The following is a 20368-nucleotide window of genomic DNA, read 5'->3' as shown; positions in this document are numbered from 1 at the left end:
GAGTTTAGGCACGATCTAAAGGTTGCGTTGTTGATTGCGAAAAATTTGCCTGAAGCGCTGTGTTATCGCGACTGCGACATAAAGTCCCGCCGAGCCTTGCAAGGCGCGCGCGGGCAGCGCCAGAATGCTGCGTATCCGCCCCGCCGAAGTAAGGAAACCCAATGCCCGATCCTGTCGCTGCGCGCCTGCGTCTTGCGCCTGAAGCCCTGACCCGGCGTTTTTCCCCCGAGCAGTTTGCTTTTACCCACACTGACGATCTGGAGCCGTTTCGAGGTGTCCTGGGCCAGGAGCGAGCAGTCGAGGCCCTGCAATTCGGCGTGGCCATGCCCCGCCCTGGCTACAACGTGTATGTGATGGGCGAGCCCGGCACCGGCCGCTTCTCGTTCGTCAAGCGCTACCTCAAGGCCGAAGGCAAGCGCCAACACACCCCTGCCGACTGGGTATACGTCAACCACTACGAAGACACCCGCGAGCCGCGTGCCCTGGAGCTGCCTTCGGGCACAGCCGGTGAATTCATCACCGACATGAACGGGCTGATCGACAACCTGTTGTCGACCTTCCCGGCGGTGTTCGAGCACCCGTCGTACCAGCAGAAGAAGGGCGCTATCGACCGTGCCTTCAACCAGCGTTATGACCGCGCCCTGGATGTGATCGAGCGCGCTTCGCTGGAAAAAGACGTGGCCCTGTACCGCGATGCCAGTAACGTCGCCTTCACCCCGATGGCCGAAGGCAAGGCGCTGGACGAGGCCGAGTTTGCGCAACTGCCGGAGGCGGTGCGTGAGCAGTTCCACGAAGACATCGCCCTGCTCGAGGAGCGCCTCAACGAAGAGCTGGCCAGCCTGCCGCAGTGGAAGCGTGAGTCGAACAACCAGCTGCGCCAGCTCAACGAAGAAACCATTACCCTGGCCCTGCAGCCGCTGCTGGCGCCGCTGTCGGAAAAGTACGCCGAGAACGCGGCGGTCTGCGCCTACCTGCAGTCGGTGCAGTTGAACCTGCTGCGCACCGTGGTCGAGCAACTGGTCGATGACAGCAAGACCGACGCCGTGGCGCGCAAGATGCTCGAAGAGCAATACGCGCCGAGCCTGGTGGTGGGGCATCACCACGACGGTGGCGCGCCGGTGGTGTTCGAGCCGCACCCGACCTACGACAACCTGTTTGGCCGGATCGAATACAGCACCGACCAGGGCGCGCTGTACACCTCCTACCGCCAGTTGCGCCCGGGGGCGTTGCACCGGGCCAATGGCGGCTTCCTGATTCTTGAAGCCGAGAAGATGCTCGGCGAGCCCTTCGTCTGGGATGCCCTCAAGCGGGCGCTGCAGTCGCGCAAGCTGAAGATGGAGTCGCCGCTGGGCGAGCTGGGCCGGGTGGCGAGCGTCAGCCTGACGCCGCAGATGATCCCGCTCAACGTCAAGCTGGTGATCATCGGCTCGCGTCAGCTCTACTACGCGCTGCAGGACCATGATCCGGACTTCCAGGAAATGTTCCGGGTGCTGGTGGACTTCGACGAAGACATGCCCATGGTCGACGAGAACCTGGAGCAATTTGCCCAGCTCTTGCGTACCCGCACCAACGAAGAAGGCATGGCGCCGCTGACCAGTGACGCCGTGGCGCGCCTGGCCACCTACAGCGCCCGGCTGGCGGAAAACCAGTCGCGGCTGTCGGCACGCATCGGTGACCTGTTCCAGCTAGTCAGTGAGGCCGATTTCATTCGCCAGCTGGCCAGCGACGAGATGACCGACGCCGGGCACATCGAGCGTGCGCTCAAGGCCAAGGCCACCCGCACCGGGCGTGTGTCGCAGCGGGTGCTGGACGACATGCTCGCCGGCATCATCCTGATCGACACCGAAGGCGCGGCCATCGGCAAGTGCAACGGCCTGACGGTGCTGGAGGTGGGTGATTCGGCATTCGGCATGCCGGCGCGTATCTCGGCCACGGTCTACCCCGGCGGCAGCGGCATCGTCGACATCGAGCGTGAGGTCAACCTGGGCCAGCCGATCCACTCCAAGGGCGTGATGATCCTCACCGGCTACCTGGGTAGCCGCTACGCCCAGGAGTTCCCGCTGGCCATTTCGGCGAGCATTGCCCTGGAGCAGTCCTACGGTTACGTCGACGGTGACAGTGCCTCGCTGGGTGAGGTGTGCACGCTGATCTCGGCGTTGTCGCGCACGCCGCTCAAGCAGTGCTTTGCCATCACCGGTTCGATCAACCAGTTCGGTGAAGTGCAGGCGGTGGGTGGGGTCAACGAGAAGATCGAGGGCTTCTTCCGGCTCTGCGAGGCGCGCGGCTTGACCGGCGATCAAGGCGTGATCATCCCGCGTGCCAACGTGGCCACGCTGATGCTCGACGAGCGGGTACTGCAGGCGGTCGAAGGCGGGCAGTTCCATGTGTATGCGGTCAGCCAGGCCGACGAGGCGTTGAGCCTGCTGGTGGGCGAGGAGGCCGGCACGGCGGATGAAAATGGCGAGTTCACCGAGGGCAGCGTCAACGCCCGCGTGGTGGAGCGCCTGCGCGAAATCGCCGAGATGATCAGTGAAGAGGACATCAAAGAGGCAGAAAAGGAACGCCTGGAAGAGGTGATTGCGCAGGCTAAGCCGGCCTAAGTCAATAAACCGGCGCTGGCGGCGATGTGCTACCGTTCAGCGCCGGTTTTCCAACTTTCTGTGCTGTTCCTCTATGCTGGAACTTAGGACGGTATCAGCGTTCAGGATGGAAACAGCCTGAGGGTTTCAGGCTGAACAGGGCTCATTGGAGGGGACGCGGCCATGCGCAACCTCAGCCTTACTCGCCAGTGCCTGGGCCTGGTGACCCGCATCGAATGCAGCATCCGCCCACTGGCCGGCGACAACGGCATGTGGACGCTGCTGTTCGCCGCCGGCATGGCCGGCGAGCAACCTTCGGCCATCAAGGCCCAGGGGCCGTTTCACGGGCCGCTGGTGGCCGAGTCGGTGCTCAATGCCATTGTCGACAGCCTGACGCTACACGGGTATCAGGTTGCCGAAGACCCGCAGATCTGGTGCCTGCACCTGCAGGCCCAGTTGCGTCGCATCAATGGCGAGCGCTGTCGTAACCTGGGGGATTATCAGTTCCATCCGGAAAGCTAGGCGATTGCTGGGGCCGCTGCGCGCCCCTTTCGCGACACAAGGCCGCTCCCACAGCGGTGGCCGGGTGCGGCCTTGTGTCGCGATTGCGCTGCGCAGCGGAGCCGGGCTTTTGCTGCAGCAGGTGGCTGGCTATACTCGCCGTCGCTTTTTTAGTCACCTGACGAGTCCCTACCCTCCATGGAACGTATTCTCGAAAATGCGATGTATGCCTCGCGCTGGCTGCTCGCCCCTATCTACTTCGGCTTGTCCCTCGGGCTGTTGGCCCTGGCCCTGAAGTTCTTCCAGGAAGTCGTTCACGTCCTGCCCAACGTATTTGCCCTGAGCGAAGCCGACCTGATCCTGGTGATCCTGTCGCTGATCGACATGTCGCTGGTGGGTGGCCTGCTGGTGATGGTGATGATTTCCGGCTACGAGAACTTCGTCTCGCAACTGGACATCGACGACAGCAAAGAGAAGCTCAACTGGCTCGGCAAGATGGACTCATCTTCGCTGAAGATGAAAGTTGCTGCCTCGATCGTCGCCATTTCGTCGATTCACCTGCTGCGCGTGTTCATGGACGCACAGAACATCTCCACCGACTATCTGATGTGGTACGTGATCATCCACATGACCTTCGTGGTGTCGGCCTTCTGCATGGGTTACCTGGACAAGCTCACCAAGCACTGAGCCCGCCTGATAGGGTAAAACTGACGAGTGGCGTCAGTTTTACCTTGTGTATTCCCTGGCCCTGTACAAAAAATGAGCACTCATGCGGTTCCCGCTGCGAGGTGCTCTCATGAACCTGCATCAGCTCAATACCGAGGCCAGGGTTGGCCATGTCGACGAACTCAACCTGATCGCCATCGAAGGTGGTGATTACCTGCTTGAGGCCCGGGTCAAGGGCCGTGCGCATCCGCTTTCCGACAGCCGCGGGCAACGCTTGCGCGTGCACTCCGTGGAAGAAGCGCGTGACCTGCTCAAAGCCCTTCCATTGCTGTCACTGAACCTGTTGCACTGGTCAGTGCAGGACGAAATGTGCGGCATGGGCACGCACCCCGAAGAAGACCTGAAAGTACCGATTTCCCAGCGTTCGGCCTGGTAGCTGCTCCAGGCGCCCCAGTGTGCTAGGCTGCTCGCCCTTTTCATCAAGGGCGCGGCTTCACTGCGCCCTGCAGTGGAGCACGACAATGTCCGAACTCAACCTGTCTACCGACGAAACCCGCGTCAGCTACGGCATCGGCCGTCAGCTGGGTGGCCAACTGCGTGACAACCCGCCACCAGGCGTCAGCCTGGACGCCATCCTGGCCGGCCTGACCGACGCCTTCAACGGCGCCGACAGCCGCGTCAGCGAAGCCGACCTGTCGGCCAGCTTCAAGGTCATCCGCGACATCATGCAAGCCGAGGCAGCTGCCAAGGCTGAAGCAGCGGCTGGTGCCGGCAAGGAATTCCTGGCCGAAAACGCCAAGCGCGAAGGCATCACCACCCTGGCTTCGGGCCTGCAGTTCGAAGTGCTGACCGCAGGTGAAGGCGCCAAGCCGACCCGCGAAAGCAACGTGCGCACCCACTACCACGGCACCCTGATCGATGGCACCGTGTTCGACAGCTCCTACGAGCGTGGCCAGCCGGCTGAATTCCCGGTAGGCGGCGTGATCGCTGGCTGGACCGAAGCCCTGCAGCTGATGAACGCTGGCAGCAAATGGCGCCTGTACGTGCCGAGCGAGCTGGCCTACGGCGCCCAAGGCGTTGGCAGCATCCCGCCGCACAGCGTACTGGTGTTCGACGTCGAGCTGCTCGACGTTCTGTAATGCCTATGGGGCCGGCTTAGCCGGCCTCAGTTCCAATCCGTCCCCCCAGGGCGCAACGCCCGCGCATAGCAGAACAGAAACAAATTCCGCACCAGCTCCTTGAGCACCCCAGGCTCACTCGAATTCAGCCCGCTCATGTCCAGGTCGCCCTGGTCGCGCAGTTCATCAAGGGCTTCTTCTTCAAGCACCGCGCACACTTCGCCGGTCTCGCGATGCAAGATGCGCAGGTAAGGGTGAGGGCGGTCCAGCCAGGCGTCGATCAGATAGGTCATGGCTATTCTCCTTGGATAGCAGTTCCAATGAGAATAATTCTTATTATCAAAATAGCAAGGGTCTATTGGCGTATTTTTGCCGAATGGTGCAGTGACCCTGTTGCAGGATCTGTCAGGGCCACCAGAAAGGTAGCCCCGTCGCACCCGAGGGTCAGACCTTGCGCACGAACTCGGACTTCAGCTTCATGGCGCCGATGCCGTCGATCTTGCAATCGATGTCGTGGTCGCCGTCGCACAGGCGGATGTTCTTGACCTTGGTGCCGACCTTGACCACCAGGGACGAGCCCTTGACCTTGAGGTCCTTGATGACGGTGACGGTGTCGCCGTCCTGCAGCACATTGCCGACCGAATCCTTTTTCACCACGTCATCGCTGGCGGCATCGGCTTCGCCGTTGGCCGACCACTCGTGCGCGCACTCGGGGCAGATCAGCTGGGTGCCATCCTCGTAGGTGTATTCGGAATTGCATTTGGGGCAGGGCGGCAAAGTGCTCACTTCGGTTCCTTAAACAGACAGGCGGTTGAAAAGACCCATATTGTATAAGGTTTTCTCTGTGAAGTGTTTTGTCCTTGCAAAAGCATCGCGGGCAAGCCCGCTCCTACATGGACCTGTAGGAGCGGGCTTGCCCGCGATGAAGGTGGCGCGATGTTAGTGCGTACGCGCTACCGCAAACTCGCTCAGCTCGATCAACGCATCGCGATATTCACTGGCCGGCAGCACTTCCAGGCACTCGATGGCCCGCTTCACGTAGTCACGGGCCATCTGCGCGGTGTAGTCAAGCGCGCCCGAGGCTTCGACCGCTGCACGGATCTGCTCGAGGTCTTCAAGGCCACCCTTCTGGATCGCCTGGCGCACCAGCGCAGCCTGTTCAGGCGTGCCTTCGCGCATGGTGTAGATCAGCGGCAGGGTCGGCTTGCCCTCGGCCAGGTCGTCACCGACGTTCTTGCCCAGGGTCTGCGAGTCGCCCTTGTAGTCCAGCAGGTCGTCGACCAGCTGGAAGGCCACACCCAGGTGGTCGCCGAAGGTGCGCAGGGCTTCGCGCTGCGCGTCGCTGGCGCCGGCCAGCGCGGCGGCGCTGTGGGTCGAGGCCTCGAACAGCATGGCGGTCTTGCCGCGGATGACCTCCATGTACACCTCTTCCGTGGTGCTGGCATCGCGCACGCGCGACAGCTGCAGCACTTCACCCTCGGCGATGACGCGGGTGGCCTTGGAGAGGATCTGCATGACCGGCATCGAACCCAGTTCGACCATCATTTCGAACGAGCGCGAATAAAGGAAGTCGCCCACCAGCACGCTCGGTGCGTTGCCCCACAGTGCATTGGCGGTGGAACGGCCGCGGCGCATGCCGGACATGTCGACCACGTCGTCGTGCAGCAAGGTGGCGGTGTGCAGGAACTCGATGGTCGCTGCCAGCAGGCGCAGGTCGTCGCCTTCGCGGCCCAGGGCCTTGCCACACAGCAGGACCAGCAGGGGACGCAGGCGCTTGCCACCGGCCGACGTGATATAGTCGCCGATCTTCGATACCAGCGGCACGCGCGAGGTCAGCTGCTTCTTGATGATCTCGTCGACGGCGCTGAAATCATCAGCCACCGCGCGGTAGAAGGTTTGGGGTTGCATCGGCTGCTCCATTGACGTTGCGCGGCATGCTAGGTCGCGGGTCCCGGTGTGTCAAGGCGCGGTGCCAGCGCCACGGGGGCGGTACTTGCAAGCAAAACCGGGGTTGCGTACAATCGCGCACCCTAACTTCCTGGGCAGCACCTGCCTTACGCAATTGCACCGGGCCGTTCCAGCCCCATGCAGCCATGCCAGCCAATACTCATCATATAAAGCGCTGGGTGAGCAGGATTATCGGAGAAATACCCATGTCTTACGCAGTAATCGTTACCGGCGGCAAGCAGTACAAAGTCGCTGAAGGTGAATTCCTCAAGATCGAAAAACTGGAAGTCGCCACTGGCGAATCCGTGACTTTCGATCGCGTTCTGCTGGTTGCCAACGGTGAAGAAGTCACCATCGGCGCTCCAGTCGTCGCCGGCGCTAAAGTTGTTGCTGAAGTCGTTTCGCAAGGCCGTCACGATAAAGTCCGCATCATCAAGTTCCGTCGTCGTAAGCACCACATGAAGCGTATGGGCCACCGCCAGTGGTTCACCGAGATCAAAATCACCGGCATCCAGGCTTAATCCCCTAGATCCCCTGAATTTATTTGGAGAATTGAACCATGGCTCACAAGAAGGCTGGTGGTAGTACCCGTAACGGTCGCGACTCAGAATCGAAACGCCTTGGCGTGAAGATGTATGGCAGCCAGGTCGTCAAGGCCGGCAACATCATCGTCCGTCAGCGCGGCACCCAGTTCCACGCCGGCTACGGCGTTGGCATGGGCAAGGATCACACCCTGTTCGCCAAGATCGAAGGCGTGATCAAGTTCGAGAAGAAAGGCGAGTTCAACCGCCGTTACGTGAGCATCGTCGCAGCCTAATCGCGACGTCGCTCCAGAAGCCCCGTCATGCGACGGGGCTTTTTCGTTTGTGGTGAGCCTCTTGCAAAGCTGTTTGTATGGGCTGCCGGCGTGGGTTTCTACGGTCGTACGGGGCCGCCGCGCTCATTTTTGCAAGAGCCTCAGGTTTTTTAAGTATTCAGCTCGTCGGAAGACGAGGGGCGGTTTTAATGAAGTTTGTTGACGAAGTATCGATTCGAGTCAAAGCCGGTGACGGCGGTAACGGTTGCATGAGCTTCCGTCGCGAAAAATTCATCGAAAACGGTGGGCCTAACGGCGGCGACGGTGGTGACGGCGGTTCGGTGTACATGGTTGCCGACGAAAACCTCAACACCCTGGTCGACTACCGCTACACCCGTCACCATGAGGCCCAGCGGGGCGCCAATGGTGGCAGCACCGACTGCACCGGCAAGAAGGGTGAAGACCTGTTCCTGCGGGTGCCGGTCGGCACCACGGTGATCGACGCCACCACCCAGGAAGTGATCGGTGACCTGATCACCCCTGGCCAGAAGCTGATGGTCGCCCAAGGCGGCTGGCACGGCCTGGGCAACACCCGCTTCAAGTCGAGCACCAACCGTGCGCCGCGTCAGACCACCCCGGGCAAGCCAGGTGATCAGCGCGACCTGAAAATGGAAATGAAGGTCCTGGCCGACGTCGGCCTGCTCGGCCTGCCAAACGCTGGCAAGAGCACCTTCATCCGTTCGGTGTCGGCTGCCAAGCCGAAAGTCGCCGACTACCCGTTCACCACTCTGGTGCCGAACCTGGGCGTGGTCAGCGTCGACCGCTGGAAGAGCTTCGTCATTGCCGACATCCCCGGCCTGATCGAAGGCGCATCCGACGGTGCCGGCCTGGGTATCCGCTTCCTCAAGCACCTGGCGCGTACCCGCGTGCTGCTGCACCTGGTCGACATGGCGCCGCTGGACGAAAGCAGCCCGGCCGATGCCGCAGAAGTGATCGTCAACGAGCTGACCCGCTTCAGCCCGTCGCTGGCCGAGCGTGAGCGCTGGCTGGTGCTGAACAAGTCTGACATGGTCATGGACGACGAGCGCGACGAGCGGGTCAAGGAAGTGGTCGAGCGCTTGCAGTGGGAAGGCCCGGTCTACGTGATCTCGGCCATCTCCAAGCAGGGCACCGACAAGCTCAGCCACGACCTGATGCGCTACCTCGAAGACCGCGCCGACCGCCTGGCCAACGACCCGGTCTTCGCCGCCGAGCTGGCCGACCTCGACCAGCGCATCGAAGACGAAGCCCGCGCCCAGCTGCAGGCTCTGGACGACGCCCGTACCCTGCGTCGCACAGGCGTCAAGAGCGTCCACGACATCGGCGACGATGACGGTTGGGACGATGATTTCGAGGACGACGAAGACGGCCCGGAAATCATTTACGTGCGCGACTGACCGGTTGCAGTACACTAAACGCCGCTCTCTGGAGCGGCGTTTTTGTATCCACTGTATCTACAGATTCGACATAGGTTGGAAGAAGATGCGAAGCAAGGTGACGGGCGCCAAGCGCTGGGTCGTGAAGATTGGCAGTGCGCTGCTGACCGCCGATGGCAAAGGCCTGGATCGCGGCGCAATGGCCGTTTGGGTCGAGCAGATGGTCGCGCTGCGTGAGGCAGGCGTGGAGTTGGTGCTGGTCTCTTCGGGGGCAGTGGCAGCGGGCATGAGCCAGCTGGGCTGGACCTCGCGACCGAGCGCGATGAACGAGCTGCAGGCCGCCGCTTCGATCGGCCAGATGCGCCTGGTGCAGGCCTGGGAGTCGAGCTTCGGCGAGCACGGCAAGCACACCGCGCAGATCCTCCTGACCCATGACGACCTGTCCGACCGCAAACGTTACCTGAACGCGCGCAGCACCCTGCGCACGTTGGTCGACCTCGGCGTGGTGCCGGTGATCAACGAAAACGACACCGTGGTCACCGACGAGATCCGCTTCGGTGACAACGACACTTTGGCCGCGCTGGTGGCCAACCTGGTGGAGGCCGACCTGCTGGTGATTCTCACCGACCGCGACGGCATGTTCGACGCCGACCCGCGCAACAACCCCGAAGCCCAACTGATCTATGAAGCCCGTGCCGACGACCCGGCGCTCGACGCCGTGGCCGGTGGCACCGGTGGCGCGCTGGGCCGTGGCGGTATGCAGACCAAGCTGCGCGCCGCACGCCTGGCGGCACGTTCCGGTGCGCATACCATCATCATCGGTGGCCGCATCGAGCGCGTGCTTGATCGCCTCAAGGGTGGTGAGCGCCTGGGCACCTTGCTGTCGCCTGAACGCGGCATGCTCGCTGCGCGCAAGCAGTGGCTGGCCGGGCACCTGCAAACCCGTGGCACGCTGGTGCTCGACGCCGGCGCCGTGCAGGCACTGCGCCAGGCCAACAAGAGCCTGTTGCCGGTTGGCGTGAAGACCGTGCAGGGCAGTTTCCGCCGTGGCGAGATGGTGGTTTGCGTCGGCCCGGACGGCCTTGAAGTGGCCCGCGGCCTGGCCAACTACAGCGCCCTCGAAGCGCAGAAAATCATCGGCCAGTCGTCCGATGCCATCGAGGCCCTGCTCGGTTACAGCGCCGAGCCGGAGCTGGTGCACCGCGACAACCTGGTGCTGGTATGAATAGGTTCAAGCGGGTGATTGCCGTGGCGGCATTGGCACTGCCGATGCTGGCCGCAGCGGAAGAGGTTGGCCAGGTGTCGACCGTGTTCAAGTTCCTCGGGCCGAACGACCGCATTGTGGTCGAGGCTTTTGATGACCCCAAGGTCGAGGGTGTGACGTGCTACCTGTCGCGCGCCAAGACGGGCGGTATGAAGGGCGGCCTGGGCCTGGCTGAGGACCGTGCCGAGGCGTCGATTGCCTGCCGTCAGGTGGGGCCGATCAACTTCAAGGGTGAGCTCAATGACGGCGAAGAAGTGTTCAAGGAACGCACCTCGCTGGTGTTCAAGACCATGCAGGTGGTGCGCTTCCTCGACAAGAAGCGCAATACCTTGGTGTACCTGGTGTATAGCGACCGCATGATCGAAGGCAGCCCGCAGAATGCGGTGACGGCGATTCCGATCTTGCCTTGGGCTCATTGATAGGCCGGTGAAAGTTGGGAGGCCTTTGGCCTCCTTTCGCGGGGCAAGCCCGCTCCCACAAATTCAGCACAGTCATCACAGGCGGCGGGGTAGTTGTGGGAGCGGGCTTGCCCCGCGATTGGGCCGCAAAGCGGCCCCTATCGAAGAGTAATCAGGCCAGTTCTTCGGCCTGATCCTCACGCACGTCGGCCTTCACCTCATCCAGCCGGCTGATGAACTTCCAGTCCGCCTCATCGATGTAGATACCATTCGGCCCGCTACCGCCTTCCAGGTCGATCGCCACCTTGGCCGACACCTGCGGCTTCACACTCGCCAGAATCGGCACAAAGCCCAGTTGCAGGCTGGTTTCCAGCAAGGCCGCCTGGTTGCGTTCGTCGATGTCTGCCGCCTCGTCGAGGTAGTACGGCAGGCGAATGCGCCCGGCCAGGTCACGGTCCATCAGGTGCAGCAACAAGTACATGTTGGTCAGCGCCTTGATGGTCATGGTGGTGCCGTTGGACGCGGCGCCGTCGATGTCGGCGTGGATCACCGGCTGGCCATTGACCTTGGTGATCTCGAAGGCCAGTTCGAACAGGTCCTTGAGGCCCAGCTGGTTGTGGTTGGCCGCCACCAGCCGTGCCAGGTACTCCTTGGCCTCTTCGTTCTTGTGGTCCTGGTCGGAGTTCTGCGTCAGGTCGAACACCGACAGGGTTTCGCCTTCCTCGTACTGGCCGGCGCTGTGGATGATCTGGTCGATGTGCTTGAGCGCTTCCTTGTTCGGTGCCAGCACCACGCGGAAGCTCTGCAGGTTGGACACCTGGCGTTTGTTGATCTCGCGGTTGAACAGCGCCAGTTGGTGCTCGAGGCTGTCGTAGTCGCTACGGATGTTGCGCAGGGTCCGGGCGATGTCGGTGACTGCGGCGCGGCGCGCCTTGGCCAGGGTCAGGGCCTCATCGGTGCGGTGCGCGTAGGCGTTGACCAGCAGTTGCAGGCGGCGCTCCATGTCGTCTTCGCTGTCGAACTTGGCCACGCCCTTTAGGCGCACCTGGGCGTACAGCGCCTCGATCTGGTTGTCCACCCGCTGCAAGCCCTGCCAGCTGTCCTGGTAGTCGTTGAGCATCGGCAGCAGGTTGTCCATCGAGTCGTCGACCGCTTCCATGAACGGCGTGCCGTAAGGCAGGTCGGCCGGCAGCAGCTGGCGGCGGCGCAGGGCGTCTTCAAGGGTGCGCTGCTTGGACTCCAGGTCGCCGAGCTGGCGGCCGACCAGTTGCAGCTTGGCCGACAGTTGCTGGACGCGCTCGGTGAAGGCATCGCTGGAGCGTTTGAGCTCGTCCTGGGCCGCTTCCAGTTGTGACAAGTGCTCCAGTTTCTCGGGTTCTTCGGCCGCCAGCGTTTCGCTGCGACGGAAGTCTTCCAGCGCCTTCTGCGCATCCAGTACGGCCTGGTACAGGGTTTCCGTCTGCGCCTTGGAGGCGGAGCGGTCGGCGGCCACGGCCTGCTGGGTCTTGAGCTGCTTGAGCTCGCGCTCCAGGCGGTCCTTCTGGTCGCGCAGGGCGGCGCGGTCGGCCAGCGCCTGCAGGGCTGGTGGGTCGATGTGCGAGATATCGATGGAAAGGCCCGGAGCCTCGAAGCGCTCGCCTTTGAAGCCATCGAGCACCGCTTCCAGCGACTTCACCCACAGGTCGCTGTCGTCCAGTTCGATGCCGCGCTCGCCCAGCGGCAGGCTGAACAGCGCGCCGTTGAACAGGCGCATCAGGCGGTCGACGTCCTGCTGCGAGAACTCTTCGCGCAGGCGGGCATAGCTGTTGTTGTCGGCGTGGTCGAGCTGCTGCTTGACCTGCTTGACGCGTTTTTCCAGGTCGCGTACGCGCTCGTCCAGGTCTTCGGCAGAGAACTGCCGCGACTGGGCCAGGGCGCCGGCCAGTTCGTCGTGGGCATCCTTGGCGGCCAGCAACTGCTGCTCCAGGACCTTGACGTCATCGACCAGGGCGAAGCGGCGCTTGAGCACCGACAGCTCGCCGAGCCAGCGCTGGATGCCGGTGATCTCACGCTCCAGCCGCATCAGTTCTTGGGTGCCTCCGCGTTGGTCGTTCTGCAGCCGGTCCTGTTCGCCACGGTAGTGCTCGGACTGGATGACCAGCTCTTCCTTGCGCGCCATGGCGTATTCCTGCCAGGTGCCCAGCAGGTTGTCGAGCAGGGGCGAGAGGCGGTGCAGCTTGCCGCGCAGAATGTCGCGCTGGGCAACGCCACCGGCGAGGGCTTCGACCAGCGGGCCGGCGGCGACCAGGGCGTTGTAGTCCTGCTCCATGCGGCGCACGTCGCGGAAGGCTTCTTCACAGGCCGCGATGTAGTCGACGCTGCCCGAGCGCAGGCTGTGCTCGAAGGCGTCGAGGAACAGCTGCTTGAGCTTGGCTGCGGTGATCTCGCGCATGTGCAGCAGGTTGATGAACAACGCGCGGAAGGTTTTCAGGCTTTGCTCGCTGGTCGAGCGCAGCGGGATCATGGTCAGGTCCAGCGGCACCGAGGTGTGGCCGCCGACCAGCAGCCGACGCAGCTCGTCGGGCTTGAGCTCGTAGGCCTTCAGGCCCAGGCGCTCGAGGTTGGTGAACAGCTCTTTCTGACGCAGGCAGGTGTCGTTCTTCTGGTAGTGGGCCAGGTCCAGTTCGCCTTTGTAGGCGAAGAACTGGTGGCCGAAACCGCCGCCCGGGCCGCGGCCGACCACGCCGATCACGTGCGGGCCGTGGGGCAGGTTCAGTTCGCAGAGGATGTACGAGGTGTCGCTGGCGAAGTAGAAGCGACGCGACTGCTCCAGGCTGTACTTGCCGAAGCTCATGTCGGACATGCGCGCCAGGATCGGGAACTGCAGGGCGTTGATCGAGGCCGATTTACCCAGGTTGTTGGCGCCGTACACCGACAGCGGGTGCTCCAGCGGGAACAGGCCAAGGCTGTAGCCGGCGGTGTTGAGCAAAGCAAAGCGGCGGATGCCGTAGCGTTCCTGGCTCATGCGTCAATCTCCTGTTGCTCTTCGCGGATGGCCCGGGCCAGGGCGTCCTCTTCGCTCTCGTCGCCTTCGAATGGCGACAGGTCGAGCGGGTCGTCGGTGCGGTTGAGTTGCTCCGGGCTTTCTTCCTCGGCCAGTACCGGGGTCGGCAAAGGCAGGTCGCTGTGCAGGGTGGCGGCCAGGTCGCGGTCCTGCTGCACCGACAGGCAGACGTCGAGGAAGCGATGCATCGGCGGCAGGAAGCGGTAGATACCGCCTTCCTCGAAGGCGAAGCCGAGCTGGGTCATGCGCCGCAGGATTTTTTCTTCCAGTTCTTCGACGGTTTGCACTTCGGCCTGCAGGAACAGGTCGCGGTACTTTTCCAGCAGCGATGGCAGTTCGTCGCGGCCAATGCTGCCGCCGTCGAGCACGGCCATTGGGTCGCGGCCCTGGTCGGCCAGGTGCTCGACCAGGATGAAGGTGAACAGCGACAGGCGCTGGGCGGTCTTGTTGACCTGCGCGGCGGCAAGCTCGGGCACGAAGTAATAGAAACCACGGGTGTCGCACACCAATTCGAAGCCCAGGGCCTTGAACAGGGTGCGGTACTGGTCCTGGAAGTTCGACAGCTGAGCGTACAGCTCGGGGTCACGGCGGCTGACGTGGAAACCTTTGAACAGCTCGCGGAAGATCGGTGCGAGCTGGGACAGTTCGGAAAGATCAAGATGCATTGGCTGGGCTCGCGTTGGATTCGGCAGTCGTTCTGGCGACGTCTTCACGGCTGGACGTCAGGGCGAACGAGCGCAGGCTGACCAGGTGTTCGTGGGTGGTGTAGTCGCGGCGTTCGAGGCGCTCGCGCTGGAAGCGCTTCTCGCGCGACAGGCGCGAGAACCAGTACAGCAGTTCGTCGGTGGCGCCGTCGGGCTCCTGCTCCAGTAGCCAGACCATCAGGTCGGGCAGCGGCAGGGCCTGCTCGCAGCGTTCGAGCATTTCCTTGACCGTGCGTGGCGCGCGCGGCAACGGGTCTTTGTCGGTCTTGTGCGCCTTGGGGAAGCGCGCAGGCTTGGGCTCGAAGCGGGCCAAAGCGTAGACATAGGCCTCGACCTGGCTGGCGCTGCCGAGGAAGGTGCTCTGCGGCCGGGTGAACATCGGCATGGCCGCTTGCGGCACGGCATCGATGCCCTTGCGGCGGATCACCGACAGCGCCAGGGCGGCGCCACGGGTCACGGCGTTGTGCCGGCGCGCTTCTTCGCGCAGTGGCAGCAGCAGTTCGCGGGCGTGGCGCAGGGTCAGCTGGGCGCTGGTCTGCATTTCCAGGATGCGCGCGTGGGTACGCAGCAGCATGTCGTCGTCGACCAGGTGGCCCAGGCGCGCCTGCTCGCCCAGCAGGCGCAGCAGCACGGTTTCGACCTTGCGCACGCCCTGTTCGAAGGCGCCGTCGGCGTTGACCAGCTGGATCATCGGCTCGACGTACTCGTCCCAGGTTGCGAGGACTTCAGCGTAGCGCTGGCGCAGCGGGATCTGGCGGTTGCTGGTCTTGGCCCGCTCGGCCACGGCCACCAGCGCCTGCTCGTCGTTGTCGAGCTTCTTCAGCACATCGCGCACGCGCATGTCGAGCAGGCGCAACTGGCGCGCCAGGTCGTCGCTGTCGCGGTTGTCGAAGGCATCCTGGATGTGCCCGGCAAGGCGTTCCAGGTGGCGCAGGTAGGCTTCGATCTCCAGGCACAGGCCCAAGCGGTGTTCGCGGCGTAGGTAGGCGAGGAAGTCGTGGATCTGGGCGTTGAGCTCGAAGCGGTTCGGGCTCTTGGCCACCGGCACCAGGATATCCAGGCGGATCCACACGTCGAGCAGCTGGGTGATGTCCTGCGGGGTACTCTCGACCTGCTGGCGGGCCACATGCTGACGCAGTTCGACCAGGCTCAGGGTGCCCTGGTCGAAACGTTCGCACAGCGGCTCGATCAGGGCCCAGTGTTCGGCTAGGGCGCGCAGGACGCGCTTGGGTTCGATCATGGCTTCGACTCGTTGCCAAGAAAAAGGGGGCGATTGTACTGCATACGGGGGGGAGGATTTCACCCCTTGGTCTGTAATGAGAAATGGCCTTTGTTTATTTGTGTGTATGGCGGGAGGGCTTTGGCGCCTGGAAGACCGAGCGCCGCCCGGGCGGCGCTCGGTCTTCCAGGCGCTGCAAAAACCCCGCCGTACGCGTTACAATGCCCGATTGATATAACCCCCCGGATACCCGCCTCGTGCTGACCGAACCCCGTCGCCGCGCCTACCTTTCCGCCATGCAAGTGGTGCACTGGCTGCCGCGCGCCGAACTGCCGTTCGCTGCACCGTCGCGCCCCGAACTGTTGTTGCCGGTGGCCCCGGTCGAAGACCTCGACTTCGACGTCAAACCAGCGCCCGCCGCCAACGAAGCCCCTGCCGCCCCCCAGGCGCGCAGCGGCGAACGCCCGAAAATCGAGATTCCGCGCCCAGGCAGCACCCCCAAGCCTGCCGCCAAGCCCATCGAAGCAGAAGAACCAGCCCCCGCACCGCGCCCGGTGCCGGTGCCGCCACCGCGCTTCTCGTTGCAACTGCTGCGCGCCGGCAACTGCCTGCTGCTGGTGGAACTGGCCACCGGCCAGCCGTTCCAGAGCCGCGACCCGTCCTACTTGTTGCTCAAGGACATGCTGCGCGCCGCCGGCCTGCCCGACGCCCCACAGATCATCGGTGAGCCGGTGCGCTGGCCGCTGCTGGTGCGCGGCAACATGGACCAAGGCCCGGACGCTGCACGCGATTTCGTCCAGGGGTTCATCCAGGCCCGCCTGGAAGAGGCACCCTGCACCTGCTTGTGGTTGATCGGCCTGCCCGCGCTGCGCTTTGCCGGCAATACCGACGCGCACACTTACTACCAAACACTGAAGCTTGAGGGCCTGGGCGATGCCTGGGCCTTGCCGGGCCTTGAACTGTTGATGGACGAGCCGCAGCGCAAGGCGGACGTCTGGCAAGCCATGCGCCAGCTGATGGCGCGCTGGAAGAGCGTTGAATGAGTGACTCGATCAGTTTCCGCCCGATGACCGAGGCGGATCTGGATGCCGTGCTTAAGATCGAATATGCCGCGTTCAGCCATCCCTGGACCCGCGGAATCTTTATGGATGCGCTCAAGTCCTACGAAGTGTGGCTGATGTTCGACGGCCAGCAGCAGGTCGGCCATGGCGTGATCAATGTGATCATCGACGAGGCGCACCTGCTCAACATTACCGTCAAACCCGAGAACCAAGGTTTCGGCCTGGGCCTGCGTCTGCTTGAGCACCTGATGGCGCGGGCCTACCAGCTCAATGGCCGCGAGTGCTTCCTGGAAGTGCGCGCCAGCAACCAGTCGGCCTATCGGTTGTACGAGCGCTACGGGTTCAACGAAATCGGCCGCCGCCGTGACTACTACCCGATGGCCGGCGGCCGTGAAGATGCCCTGGTGATGGCCTGCACCCTGTTCGAGGAGTGACCCCTCGAGTGCAGGCCTTGTCACACAGGTACAACCTGATGAGGCAAGACCATGCACGACCTGCAGGAACTGATCGACAACAATGCACGCTGGGCCGATGCCATCACCCAGCGTGACCCCGATTTCTTCGCCAAACTGGCCCGTCAGCAAACCCCCGAGTTCCTCTGGATCGGTTGCTCCGACGCCCGCGTGCCGGCCAATGAAATCGTCGGCATGCTGCCTGGCGACCTGTTCGTCCACCGCAATGTCGCCAACGTGGTGCTGCACACCGACCTGAACTGCCTGTCGGTGATCCAGTACGCCGTCGAAGTGCTCAAGGTCAAACACATCCTGGTCACCGGCCACTACGGTTGCGGCGGCGTGCGCGCTGCCATGCAGGACCGCCAGCTCGGCCTGATCGACGGCTGGCTGCGTTCGATCCGCGACCTGTACTACGAAAAGCGCGGCGAACTGGCCAAGCTGGAAACTGAAGAGGCGCAGGTCGATCGCCTGTGCGAGCTGAACGTCATCCAGCAGGTCGCCAACGTGGCCCACACCAGCATCGTGCAGAACGCCTGGCATCGCGGGCAGGAGCTGTCGGTGCATGGTTGCATCTATGGCATCAAGGACGGGCGTTGGAAAAGCCTGGACACCACCATCAGCGGCTTTGCCCAACTGCCACCGCAGTATCGGTTGCGGGCGTTGGAGTAGGCGGTGTGTTGCCCTGCGTTTCTGCTTACATAACTTGAAACAGGGTGTTCGATCTCGTTGAGCAGGGGAGTGGGGATGACAGGCGCGAAGTGGCTGCTGATGGCGATGGGCATGTGGGTGGTTAGTGTCGCGCACGCCGATGACCGTGACCTGTGGATGTTCGCCCAATGGGCCGGCGATCATCAAACACGCCCCTTCCGCGAAATGCTGGTGGATGCCCGGCTGTATGGGGTGGTGCCGATCCATCAACTGCTTCGCTCGGCCTCTGACTGGAAGCTGTGCCGGGCATCCCCCTTCGCCGTGCCACCTGCCAGCCAATGGCCTGCGGTGCGCTCGACGCTGGCATTGCTCAACACCCTCGACGACCAGGGCATCCTGCGCCAGTTCGAAGTGGTCTCGGCCTACCGCGACCCCAGCCTCAACCGATGTGCGGGCGGTGCCGTGGGTAGCGCCCATACCCGCGCATTCGCCGTTGATATCCTGTTGCCGGCCTGGGCCGACCCCAACCCACTGTGCAGTTTCTGGCAACAACACGGCCAGGCCTGGAACATGGGCCTGGGCCGTTATCCGTCAGGTCGCATCCATATCGACACCGCCGGCTATCGCACCTGGGGTGGCGATGGCAGTGCGGGCTCGTCGTTCTGCGCCAGGCCCAGGTGAGCCAGGCAGGCTTGGCATTCGCTGATCACCCACTCGGCAAAACGCTGGCGCTTGCCGCCATCGTCCAGCGGCTGCGGGCTGAGCAGGTGATACGCAGAGCCGTCGCGCAAGAAGCCGAAGGGGGCCTGCAGTTGGTCGCTGTCGAGCTCGTCGCGCACCATCAGCGCTGAGCCCATGGCCAGGCCCAGGCCCGCACTGGCGGCCTGGATCGACAGGTAGAAGTGCTCATAGTCGCTGCGCTCGGTGTGCCTGGCCCGTTGCGTGCTCAGGCGCAGCCAGGTGGGCCAGGCGCTGGGCCGCGTGCGGCTGTGCAGCAGGCGTTGACCATACAGGCTGGTGACGGCGCCGGGGCGGCACACCGGGCCGATCCATTCGTCGCAGATCTTGCGGTGATGGAGTTGGCGGTCCCAATGGAAGTCATCGCGGCGCAGCGCCAGGTCGACGCCGCTGCGTGTAAAGTCCACTGGCCCACCGGCGGCTACCAGATGCAGCTGCAGGTCGGGGTGGGCGGCGTTGAAGCGGGGCAGGCGCGGGATCAGCCAGCGCATGGCGATGGTGGGCTCGCAGGAGAGTACCAGCACATTGTCGCTGGCCTGCTGTTGCAGGCGCTGCACGGCGCCTTCGAGCTGTTCGAACATGGCCTGGGTGGTGCCCTGCAGGGCGCGGCCGGCGGCAGTGAGGAAAATGGCCCGGTTGCGGCGCTCGAACAATTCGACGCCAAGGCTTTCTTCGAGCAGGCGTACCTGACGGCTGACCGCGCCATGGGTGACGTGCAGGCGCTCGGCGGCGCGCACGAAGCTTTCGGTTTCGGCGGCGATGTCGAAGTAGCGGAAAGCGTTGAGGGGCGGCAGTTTCATGTTGTGCTGTCTGTGAGAAAAACTAGCGGATAACCGCCACTATAAATCGATTTTTCCCAGTTAATAAGCCCAGGATAATCGGCGCGTCTGTGCATTTTCATCGCCTATCGAGACCCGCCAATGACTGAACTCATCGCTGTAGCCCTGTTCACCGTCCTCGCCGTCATCAGCCCTGGCGCCGACTTCGCCATGGTCACCCGCAGCAGTTATGCACAGGGCCGCAAGGCCGGGCTGGCGGCTGCGGTGGGGATTGCATTGGGCGTACAGGTGCATGTGCTGTACACCGTACTGGGCATTGCGGTGATCATCAGCCAGAGCCCGACGCTGTTCCTGTGCATGAAGGTGGTGGGCGCGGGTTACCTGGTCTACCTGGGCTACAAATCGCTGACCAACACCGCGCGCATCAGCCTGGACGGTATCGACCGGCACACTGGCGCCAGCCTTGCGGCCGCGCTGCGCACCGGCTTTCTCACCAATGCCTTGAACCCCAAGACCATGCTCTTCGTCATCAGCGCCTACACACAAGTGGTGCAGCCGGGCAGCCCGTTGGCACTGGACTTCGCCTACGGCGCGTTCATGTCTTTTGCCCACTGGCTGTGGTTCAGTCTGGTGGCCGTGTTTTTCTCCAGCACGGCGTTGCGTAAGGCGATGATCGAGCGACAGCGGCTGGTGGACCGGGTGATCGGGCTGGCATTGATCGGCCTGGGCCTGGCGGTGGCAGTCACAGGTGTGCGTTGATGTGACGATTGCAAGTTGGGGTGCTGGCCATATAGGCCGCACCCAAACAGCTCAGGCTGTGCTTTTTCGCAGGCAAAGAAAAAGGGCTTACCTTTCGGTAAGCCCTTTATCATGTTTGGTGGCTACACAGGGACTTGAACCCCGGACCCCAGCATTATGAATGCTATGCTCTAACCAACTGAGCTATGTAGCCAATGGCGCGCATTATTCCCTTGTGATGCCCCTCTGTCAACACTCATTTCAAAAAAAATTTGCACGCTTTCAAAAACTTAGCCGCC

Annotated in this window: 22 protein-coding genes and 1 tRNA gene; 15 read left to right on the top strand and 8 right to left on the bottom strand. The window is 63.2% G+C overall.

Features of this window, described 5'->3' with window-relative positions; translation table 11 throughout:
• Nucleotides 1-161 precede the first annotated feature (161 nt).
• The 5 genes from PC358_RS17340 to PC358_RS17320 all read left to right on the top strand — a co-directional run bounded on the left by PC358_RS17340 (nt 162) and on the right by PC358_RS17320 (nt 4885).
• Nucleotides 162-2600 carry a Lon protease family protein gene (locus tag PC358_RS17340; protein WP_033701381.1) on the top strand — a complete coding sequence of 813 codons (2439 nt, stop codon included), beginning with the start codon at nt 162-164 and terminating at the stop codon, nt 2598-2600.
• A 162-nt stretch (nt 2601-2762) separates the two neighbouring features.
• Nucleotides 2763-3101: a PA4575 family protein gene (locus tag PC358_RS17335; RefSeq protein ID WP_016713353.1), complete on the top strand. Its 339-nt coding sequence runs from the start codon at nt 2763-2765 to the stop codon at nt 3099-3101.
• 177 nt (nt 3102-3278) lie between these two features.
• On the top strand, nt 3279-3767 hold the full coding sequence (locus tag PC358_RS17330; protein ID WP_016501546.1) for a TIGR00645 family protein: 489 nt from the start codon (nt 3279-3281) through the stop codon (nt 3765-3767).
• Nucleotides 3768-3876: 109 nt separating this feature from the next.
• The gene (locus tag PC358_RS17325; RefSeq protein ID WP_033701379.1) at nt 3877-4182 is read left to right on the top strand and encodes a DUF6482 family protein; all 306 of its coding nucleotides are present in this window, start codon (nt 3877-3879) and stop codon (nt 4180-4182) included.
• 85 nt (nt 4183-4267) lie between these two features.
• Complete coding sequence (locus PC358_RS17320) at nt 4268-4885, top strand: BamJ family beta-barrel-assembly machinery protein (RefSeq protein ID WP_033701378.1); 618 nt, start codon at nt 4268-4270, stop codon at nt 4883-4885.
• A gap of 26 nt (nt 4886-4911) precedes the next feature.
• Here PC358_RS17320 and PC358_RS17315 read toward each other — a convergent pair whose 3' ends face one another.
• The 3 genes from PC358_RS17315 to PC358_RS17305 all read right to left on the bottom strand — a co-directional run bounded on the left by PC358_RS17315 (nt 4912) and on the right by PC358_RS17305 (nt 6772).
• On the bottom strand, nt 4912-5157 hold the full coding sequence (locus tag PC358_RS17315; protein ID WP_003256316.1) for a PA4570 family protein: 246 nt from the start codon (nt 5155-5157) through the stop codon (nt 4912-4914).
• 151 nt (nt 5158-5308) lie between these two features.
• On the bottom strand, nt 5309-5650 hold the full coding sequence (locus PC358_RS17310; RefSeq protein WP_033701376.1) for a zinc ribbon domain-containing protein YjdM: 342 nt from the start codon (nt 5648-5650) through the stop codon (nt 5309-5311).
• 153 nt (nt 5651-5803) lie between these two features.
• The gene (locus PC358_RS17305) at nt 5804-6772 is read right to left on the bottom strand and encodes a polyprenyl synthetase family protein (protein ID WP_033701373.1); all 969 of its coding nucleotides are present in this window, start codon (nt 6770-6772) and stop codon (nt 5804-5806) included.
• A gap of 245 nt (nt 6773-7017) precedes the next feature.
• Here PC358_RS17305 and rplU point away from each other — a divergent pair, with 245 nt between their 5' ends.
• The 5 genes from rplU to PC358_RS17280 all read left to right on the top strand — a co-directional run bounded on the left by rplU (nt 7018) and on the right by PC358_RS17280 (nt 10705).
• Nucleotides 7018-7332 carry a 50S ribosomal protein L21 gene (gene rplU, locus PC358_RS17300; RefSeq protein ID WP_003247466.1) on the top strand — a complete coding sequence of 105 codons (315 nt, stop codon included), beginning with the start codon at nt 7018-7020 and terminating at the stop codon, nt 7330-7332.
• Between the two features lie 38 nt (nt 7333-7370).
• A complete protein-coding gene (gene rpmA / locus PC358_RS17295) occupies nt 7371-7628 on the top strand; it encodes a 50S ribosomal protein L27 (RefSeq protein WP_008092023.1) in 258 nt (85 codons plus the stop codon).
• Nucleotides 7629-7816: 188 nt separating this feature from the next.
• Nucleotides 7817-9043: an Obg family GTPase CgtA gene (gene cgtA, locus PC358_RS17290; RefSeq protein WP_033701372.1), complete on the top strand. Its 1227-nt coding sequence runs from the start codon at nt 7817-7819 to the stop codon at nt 9041-9043.
• An 85-nt stretch (nt 9044-9128) separates the two neighbouring features.
• Entirely contained in the window at nt 9129-10247 is a 1119-nt protein-coding gene (gene proB / locus PC358_RS17285; RefSeq protein WP_033701371.1) for a glutamate 5-kinase, read from the top strand.
• The gene (locus PC358_RS17280) at nt 10244-10705 is read left to right on the top strand and encodes a CreA family protein (protein ID WP_033701370.1); all 462 of its coding nucleotides are present in this window, start codon (nt 10244-10246) and stop codon (nt 10703-10705) included. The genes proB and PC358_RS17280 overlap by 4 nt, the downstream gene beginning before the upstream one ends.
• A 151-nt stretch (nt 10706-10856) precedes the next feature.
• Here the strand turns inward: PC358_RS17280 and mksF are convergent, their stop codons facing one another.
• Genes mksF through mksB form a run of 3 tightly spaced genes read right to left on the bottom strand, consistent with a single transcriptional unit; the run spans nt 10857 to nt 15671 of the window.
• Nucleotides 10857-13688, bottom strand: coding sequence for an Mks condensin complex protein MksF (mksF, locus tag PC358_RS17275; protein ID WP_033701369.1), 2832 nt, complete (start codon nt 13686-13688; stop codon nt 10857-10859).
• Nucleotides 13685-14392 (bottom strand): Mks condensin complex protein MksE, encoded by a 708-nt coding sequence (gene mksE / locus PC358_RS17270; protein ID WP_033701368.1) that lies wholly within the window; start codon nt 14390-14392, stop codon nt 13685-13687. The genes mksF and mksE overlap by 4 nt, the downstream gene beginning before the upstream one ends.
• Nucleotides 14382-15671: an Mks condensin complex protein MksB gene (gene mksB, locus PC358_RS17265; protein ID WP_033701367.1), complete on the bottom strand. Its 1290-nt coding sequence runs from the start codon at nt 15669-15671 to the stop codon at nt 14382-14384. The genes mksE and mksB overlap by 11 nt, the downstream gene beginning before the upstream one ends.
• Nucleotides 15672-15907: 236 nt before the next feature.
• Between mksB and PC358_RS17260 the strand changes: the two genes are divergently transcribed.
• From PC358_RS17260 to PC358_RS17245, 4 genes are all read left to right on the top strand, one after another.
• On the top strand, nt 15908-16693 hold the full coding sequence (locus PC358_RS17260) for a hypothetical protein (protein ID WP_033701365.1): 786 nt from the start codon (nt 15908-15910) through the stop codon (nt 16691-16693).
• Nucleotides 16690-17145, top strand: a complete 456-nt coding sequence (gene rimI, locus PC358_RS17255; protein ID WP_033701364.1) for a ribosomal protein S18-alanine N-acetyltransferase — start codon at nt 16690-16692, stop codon at nt 17143-17145. The genes PC358_RS17260 and rimI overlap by 4 nt, the downstream gene beginning before the upstream one ends.
• A 51-nt stretch (nt 17146-17196) precedes the next feature.
• On the top strand, nt 17197-17835 hold the full coding sequence (can, locus tag PC358_RS17250) for a carbonate dehydratase (protein WP_033701363.1): 639 nt from the start codon (nt 17197-17199) through the stop codon (nt 17833-17835).
• Nucleotides 17836-17910: 75 nt separating this feature from the next.
• Nucleotides 17911-18495 (top strand): D-Ala-D-Ala carboxypeptidase family metallohydrolase, encoded by a 585-nt coding sequence (locus PC358_RS17245; RefSeq protein ID WP_077068631.1) that lies wholly within the window; start codon nt 17911-17913, stop codon nt 18493-18495.
• Here PC358_RS17245 and PC358_RS17240 read toward each other — a convergent pair.
• A complete protein-coding gene (locus PC358_RS17240) occupies nt 18435-19352 on the bottom strand; it encodes a LysR substrate-binding domain-containing protein (protein ID WP_033701362.1) in 918 nt (305 codons plus the stop codon). The two genes, PC358_RS17245 and PC358_RS17240, sit on opposite strands and share 61 nt — an antisense overlap.
• Before the next feature lie 120 nt (nt 19353-19472).
• Between PC358_RS17240 and PC358_RS17235 the strand changes: the two genes are divergently transcribed.
• On the top strand, nt 19473-20090 hold the full coding sequence (locus tag PC358_RS17235) for a LysE family translocator (protein WP_033701361.1): 618 nt from the start codon (nt 19473-19475) through the stop codon (nt 20088-20090).
• 116 nt (nt 20091-20206) lie between these two features.
• Here the strand turns inward: PC358_RS17235 and PC358_RS17230 are convergent.
• Nucleotides 20207-20283: transfer RNA gene (locus tag PC358_RS17230), tRNA-Met, on the bottom strand.
• Nucleotides 20284-20368 lie beyond the last annotated feature (85 nt).

This window comes from Pseudomonas capeferrum (assembly GCF_000731675.1).
Lineage (GTDB): Bacteria > Pseudomonadota > Gammaproteobacteria > Pseudomonadales > Pseudomonadaceae > Aquipseudomonas > Aquipseudomonas capeferrum.
The sequence above is the reverse complement of the archived record's forward strand: the minus strand, read 5'-3'. Positions and strand labels throughout refer to the sequence as shown.

What these genes read in the sequence shown, in the direction of transcription:
- PC358_RS17320 (WP_033701378.1), top strand. Translation starts at nt 4,268, where the DNA reads ATGTCCGAACTCAACCTGTCTACCGACGAAACCCGCGTCAGCTACGGC.
- cgtA (WP_033701372.1), top strand. Translation starts at nt 7,817, where the DNA reads ATGAAGTTTGTTGACGAAGTATCGATTCGAGTCAAAGCCGGTGACGGC.
- proB (WP_033701371.1), top strand. Translation starts at nt 9,129, where the DNA reads ATGCGAAGCAAGGTGACGGGCGCCAAGCGCTGGGTCGTGAAGATTGGC.
- mksE (WP_033701368.1), bottom strand. Translation starts at nt 14,392, where the DNA reads ATGCATCTTGATCTTTCCGAACTGTCCCAGCTCGCACCGATCTTCCGC.
- PC358_RS17240 (WP_033701362.1), bottom strand. Translation starts at nt 19,352, where the DNA reads ATGAAACTGCCGCCCCTCAACGCTTTCCGCTACTTCGACATCGCCGCC.
- PC358_RS17235 (WP_033701361.1), top strand. Translation starts at nt 19,473, where the DNA reads ATGACTGAACTCATCGCTGTAGCCCTGTTCACCGTCCTCGCCGTCATC.
- PC358_RS17335 (WP_016713353.1), top strand. Translation starts at nt 2,763, where the DNA reads ATGCGCAACCTCAGCCTTACTCGCCAGTGCCTGGGCCTGGTGACCCGC.
- mksF (WP_033701369.1), bottom strand. Translation starts at nt 13,688, where the DNA reads ATGAGCCAGGAACGCTACGGCATCCGCCGCTTTGCTTTGCTCAACACC.
- PC358_RS17315 (WP_003256316.1), bottom strand. Translation starts at nt 5,157, where the DNA reads ATGACCTATCTGATCGACGCCTGGCTGGACCGCCCTCACCCTTACCTG.
- PC358_RS17280 (WP_033701370.1), top strand. Translation starts at nt 10,244, where the DNA reads ATGAATAGGTTCAAGCGGGTGATTGCCGTGGCGGCATTGGCACTGCCG.
- rpmA (WP_008092023.1), top strand. Translation starts at nt 7,371, where the DNA reads ATGGCTCACAAGAAGGCTGGTGGTAGTACCCGTAACGGTCGCGACTCA.
- PC358_RS17305 (WP_033701373.1), bottom strand. Translation starts at nt 6,772, where the DNA reads ATGCAACCCCAAACCTTCTACCGCGCGGTGGCTGATGATTTCAGCGCC.
- rplU (WP_003247466.1), top strand. Translation starts at nt 7,018, where the DNA reads ATGTCTTACGCAGTAATCGTTACCGGCGGCAAGCAGTACAAAGTCGCT.
- PC358_RS17245 (WP_077068631.1), top strand. Translation starts at nt 17,911, where the DNA reads ATGACAGGCGCGAAGTGGCTGCTGATGGCGATGGGCATGTGGGTGGTT.
- PC358_RS17325 (WP_033701379.1), top strand. Translation starts at nt 3,877, where the DNA reads ATGAACCTGCATCAGCTCAATACCGAGGCCAGGGTTGGCCATGTCGAC.
- rimI (WP_033701364.1), top strand. Translation starts at nt 16,690, where the DNA reads ATGAGTGACTCGATCAGTTTCCGCCCGATGACCGAGGCGGATCTGGAT.
- mksB (WP_033701367.1), bottom strand. Translation starts at nt 15,671, where the DNA reads ATGATCGAACCCAAGCGCGTCCTGCGCGCCCTAGCCGAACACTGGGCC.
- can (WP_033701363.1), top strand. Translation starts at nt 17,197, where the DNA reads ATGCACGACCTGCAGGAACTGATCGACAACAATGCACGCTGGGCCGAT.
- PC358_RS17340 (WP_033701381.1), top strand. Translation starts at nt 162, where the DNA reads ATGCCCGATCCTGTCGCTGCGCGCCTGCGTCTTGCGCCTGAAGCCCTG.
- PC358_RS17330 (WP_016501546.1), top strand. Translation starts at nt 3,279, where the DNA reads ATGGAACGTATTCTCGAAAATGCGATGTATGCCTCGCGCTGGCTGCTC.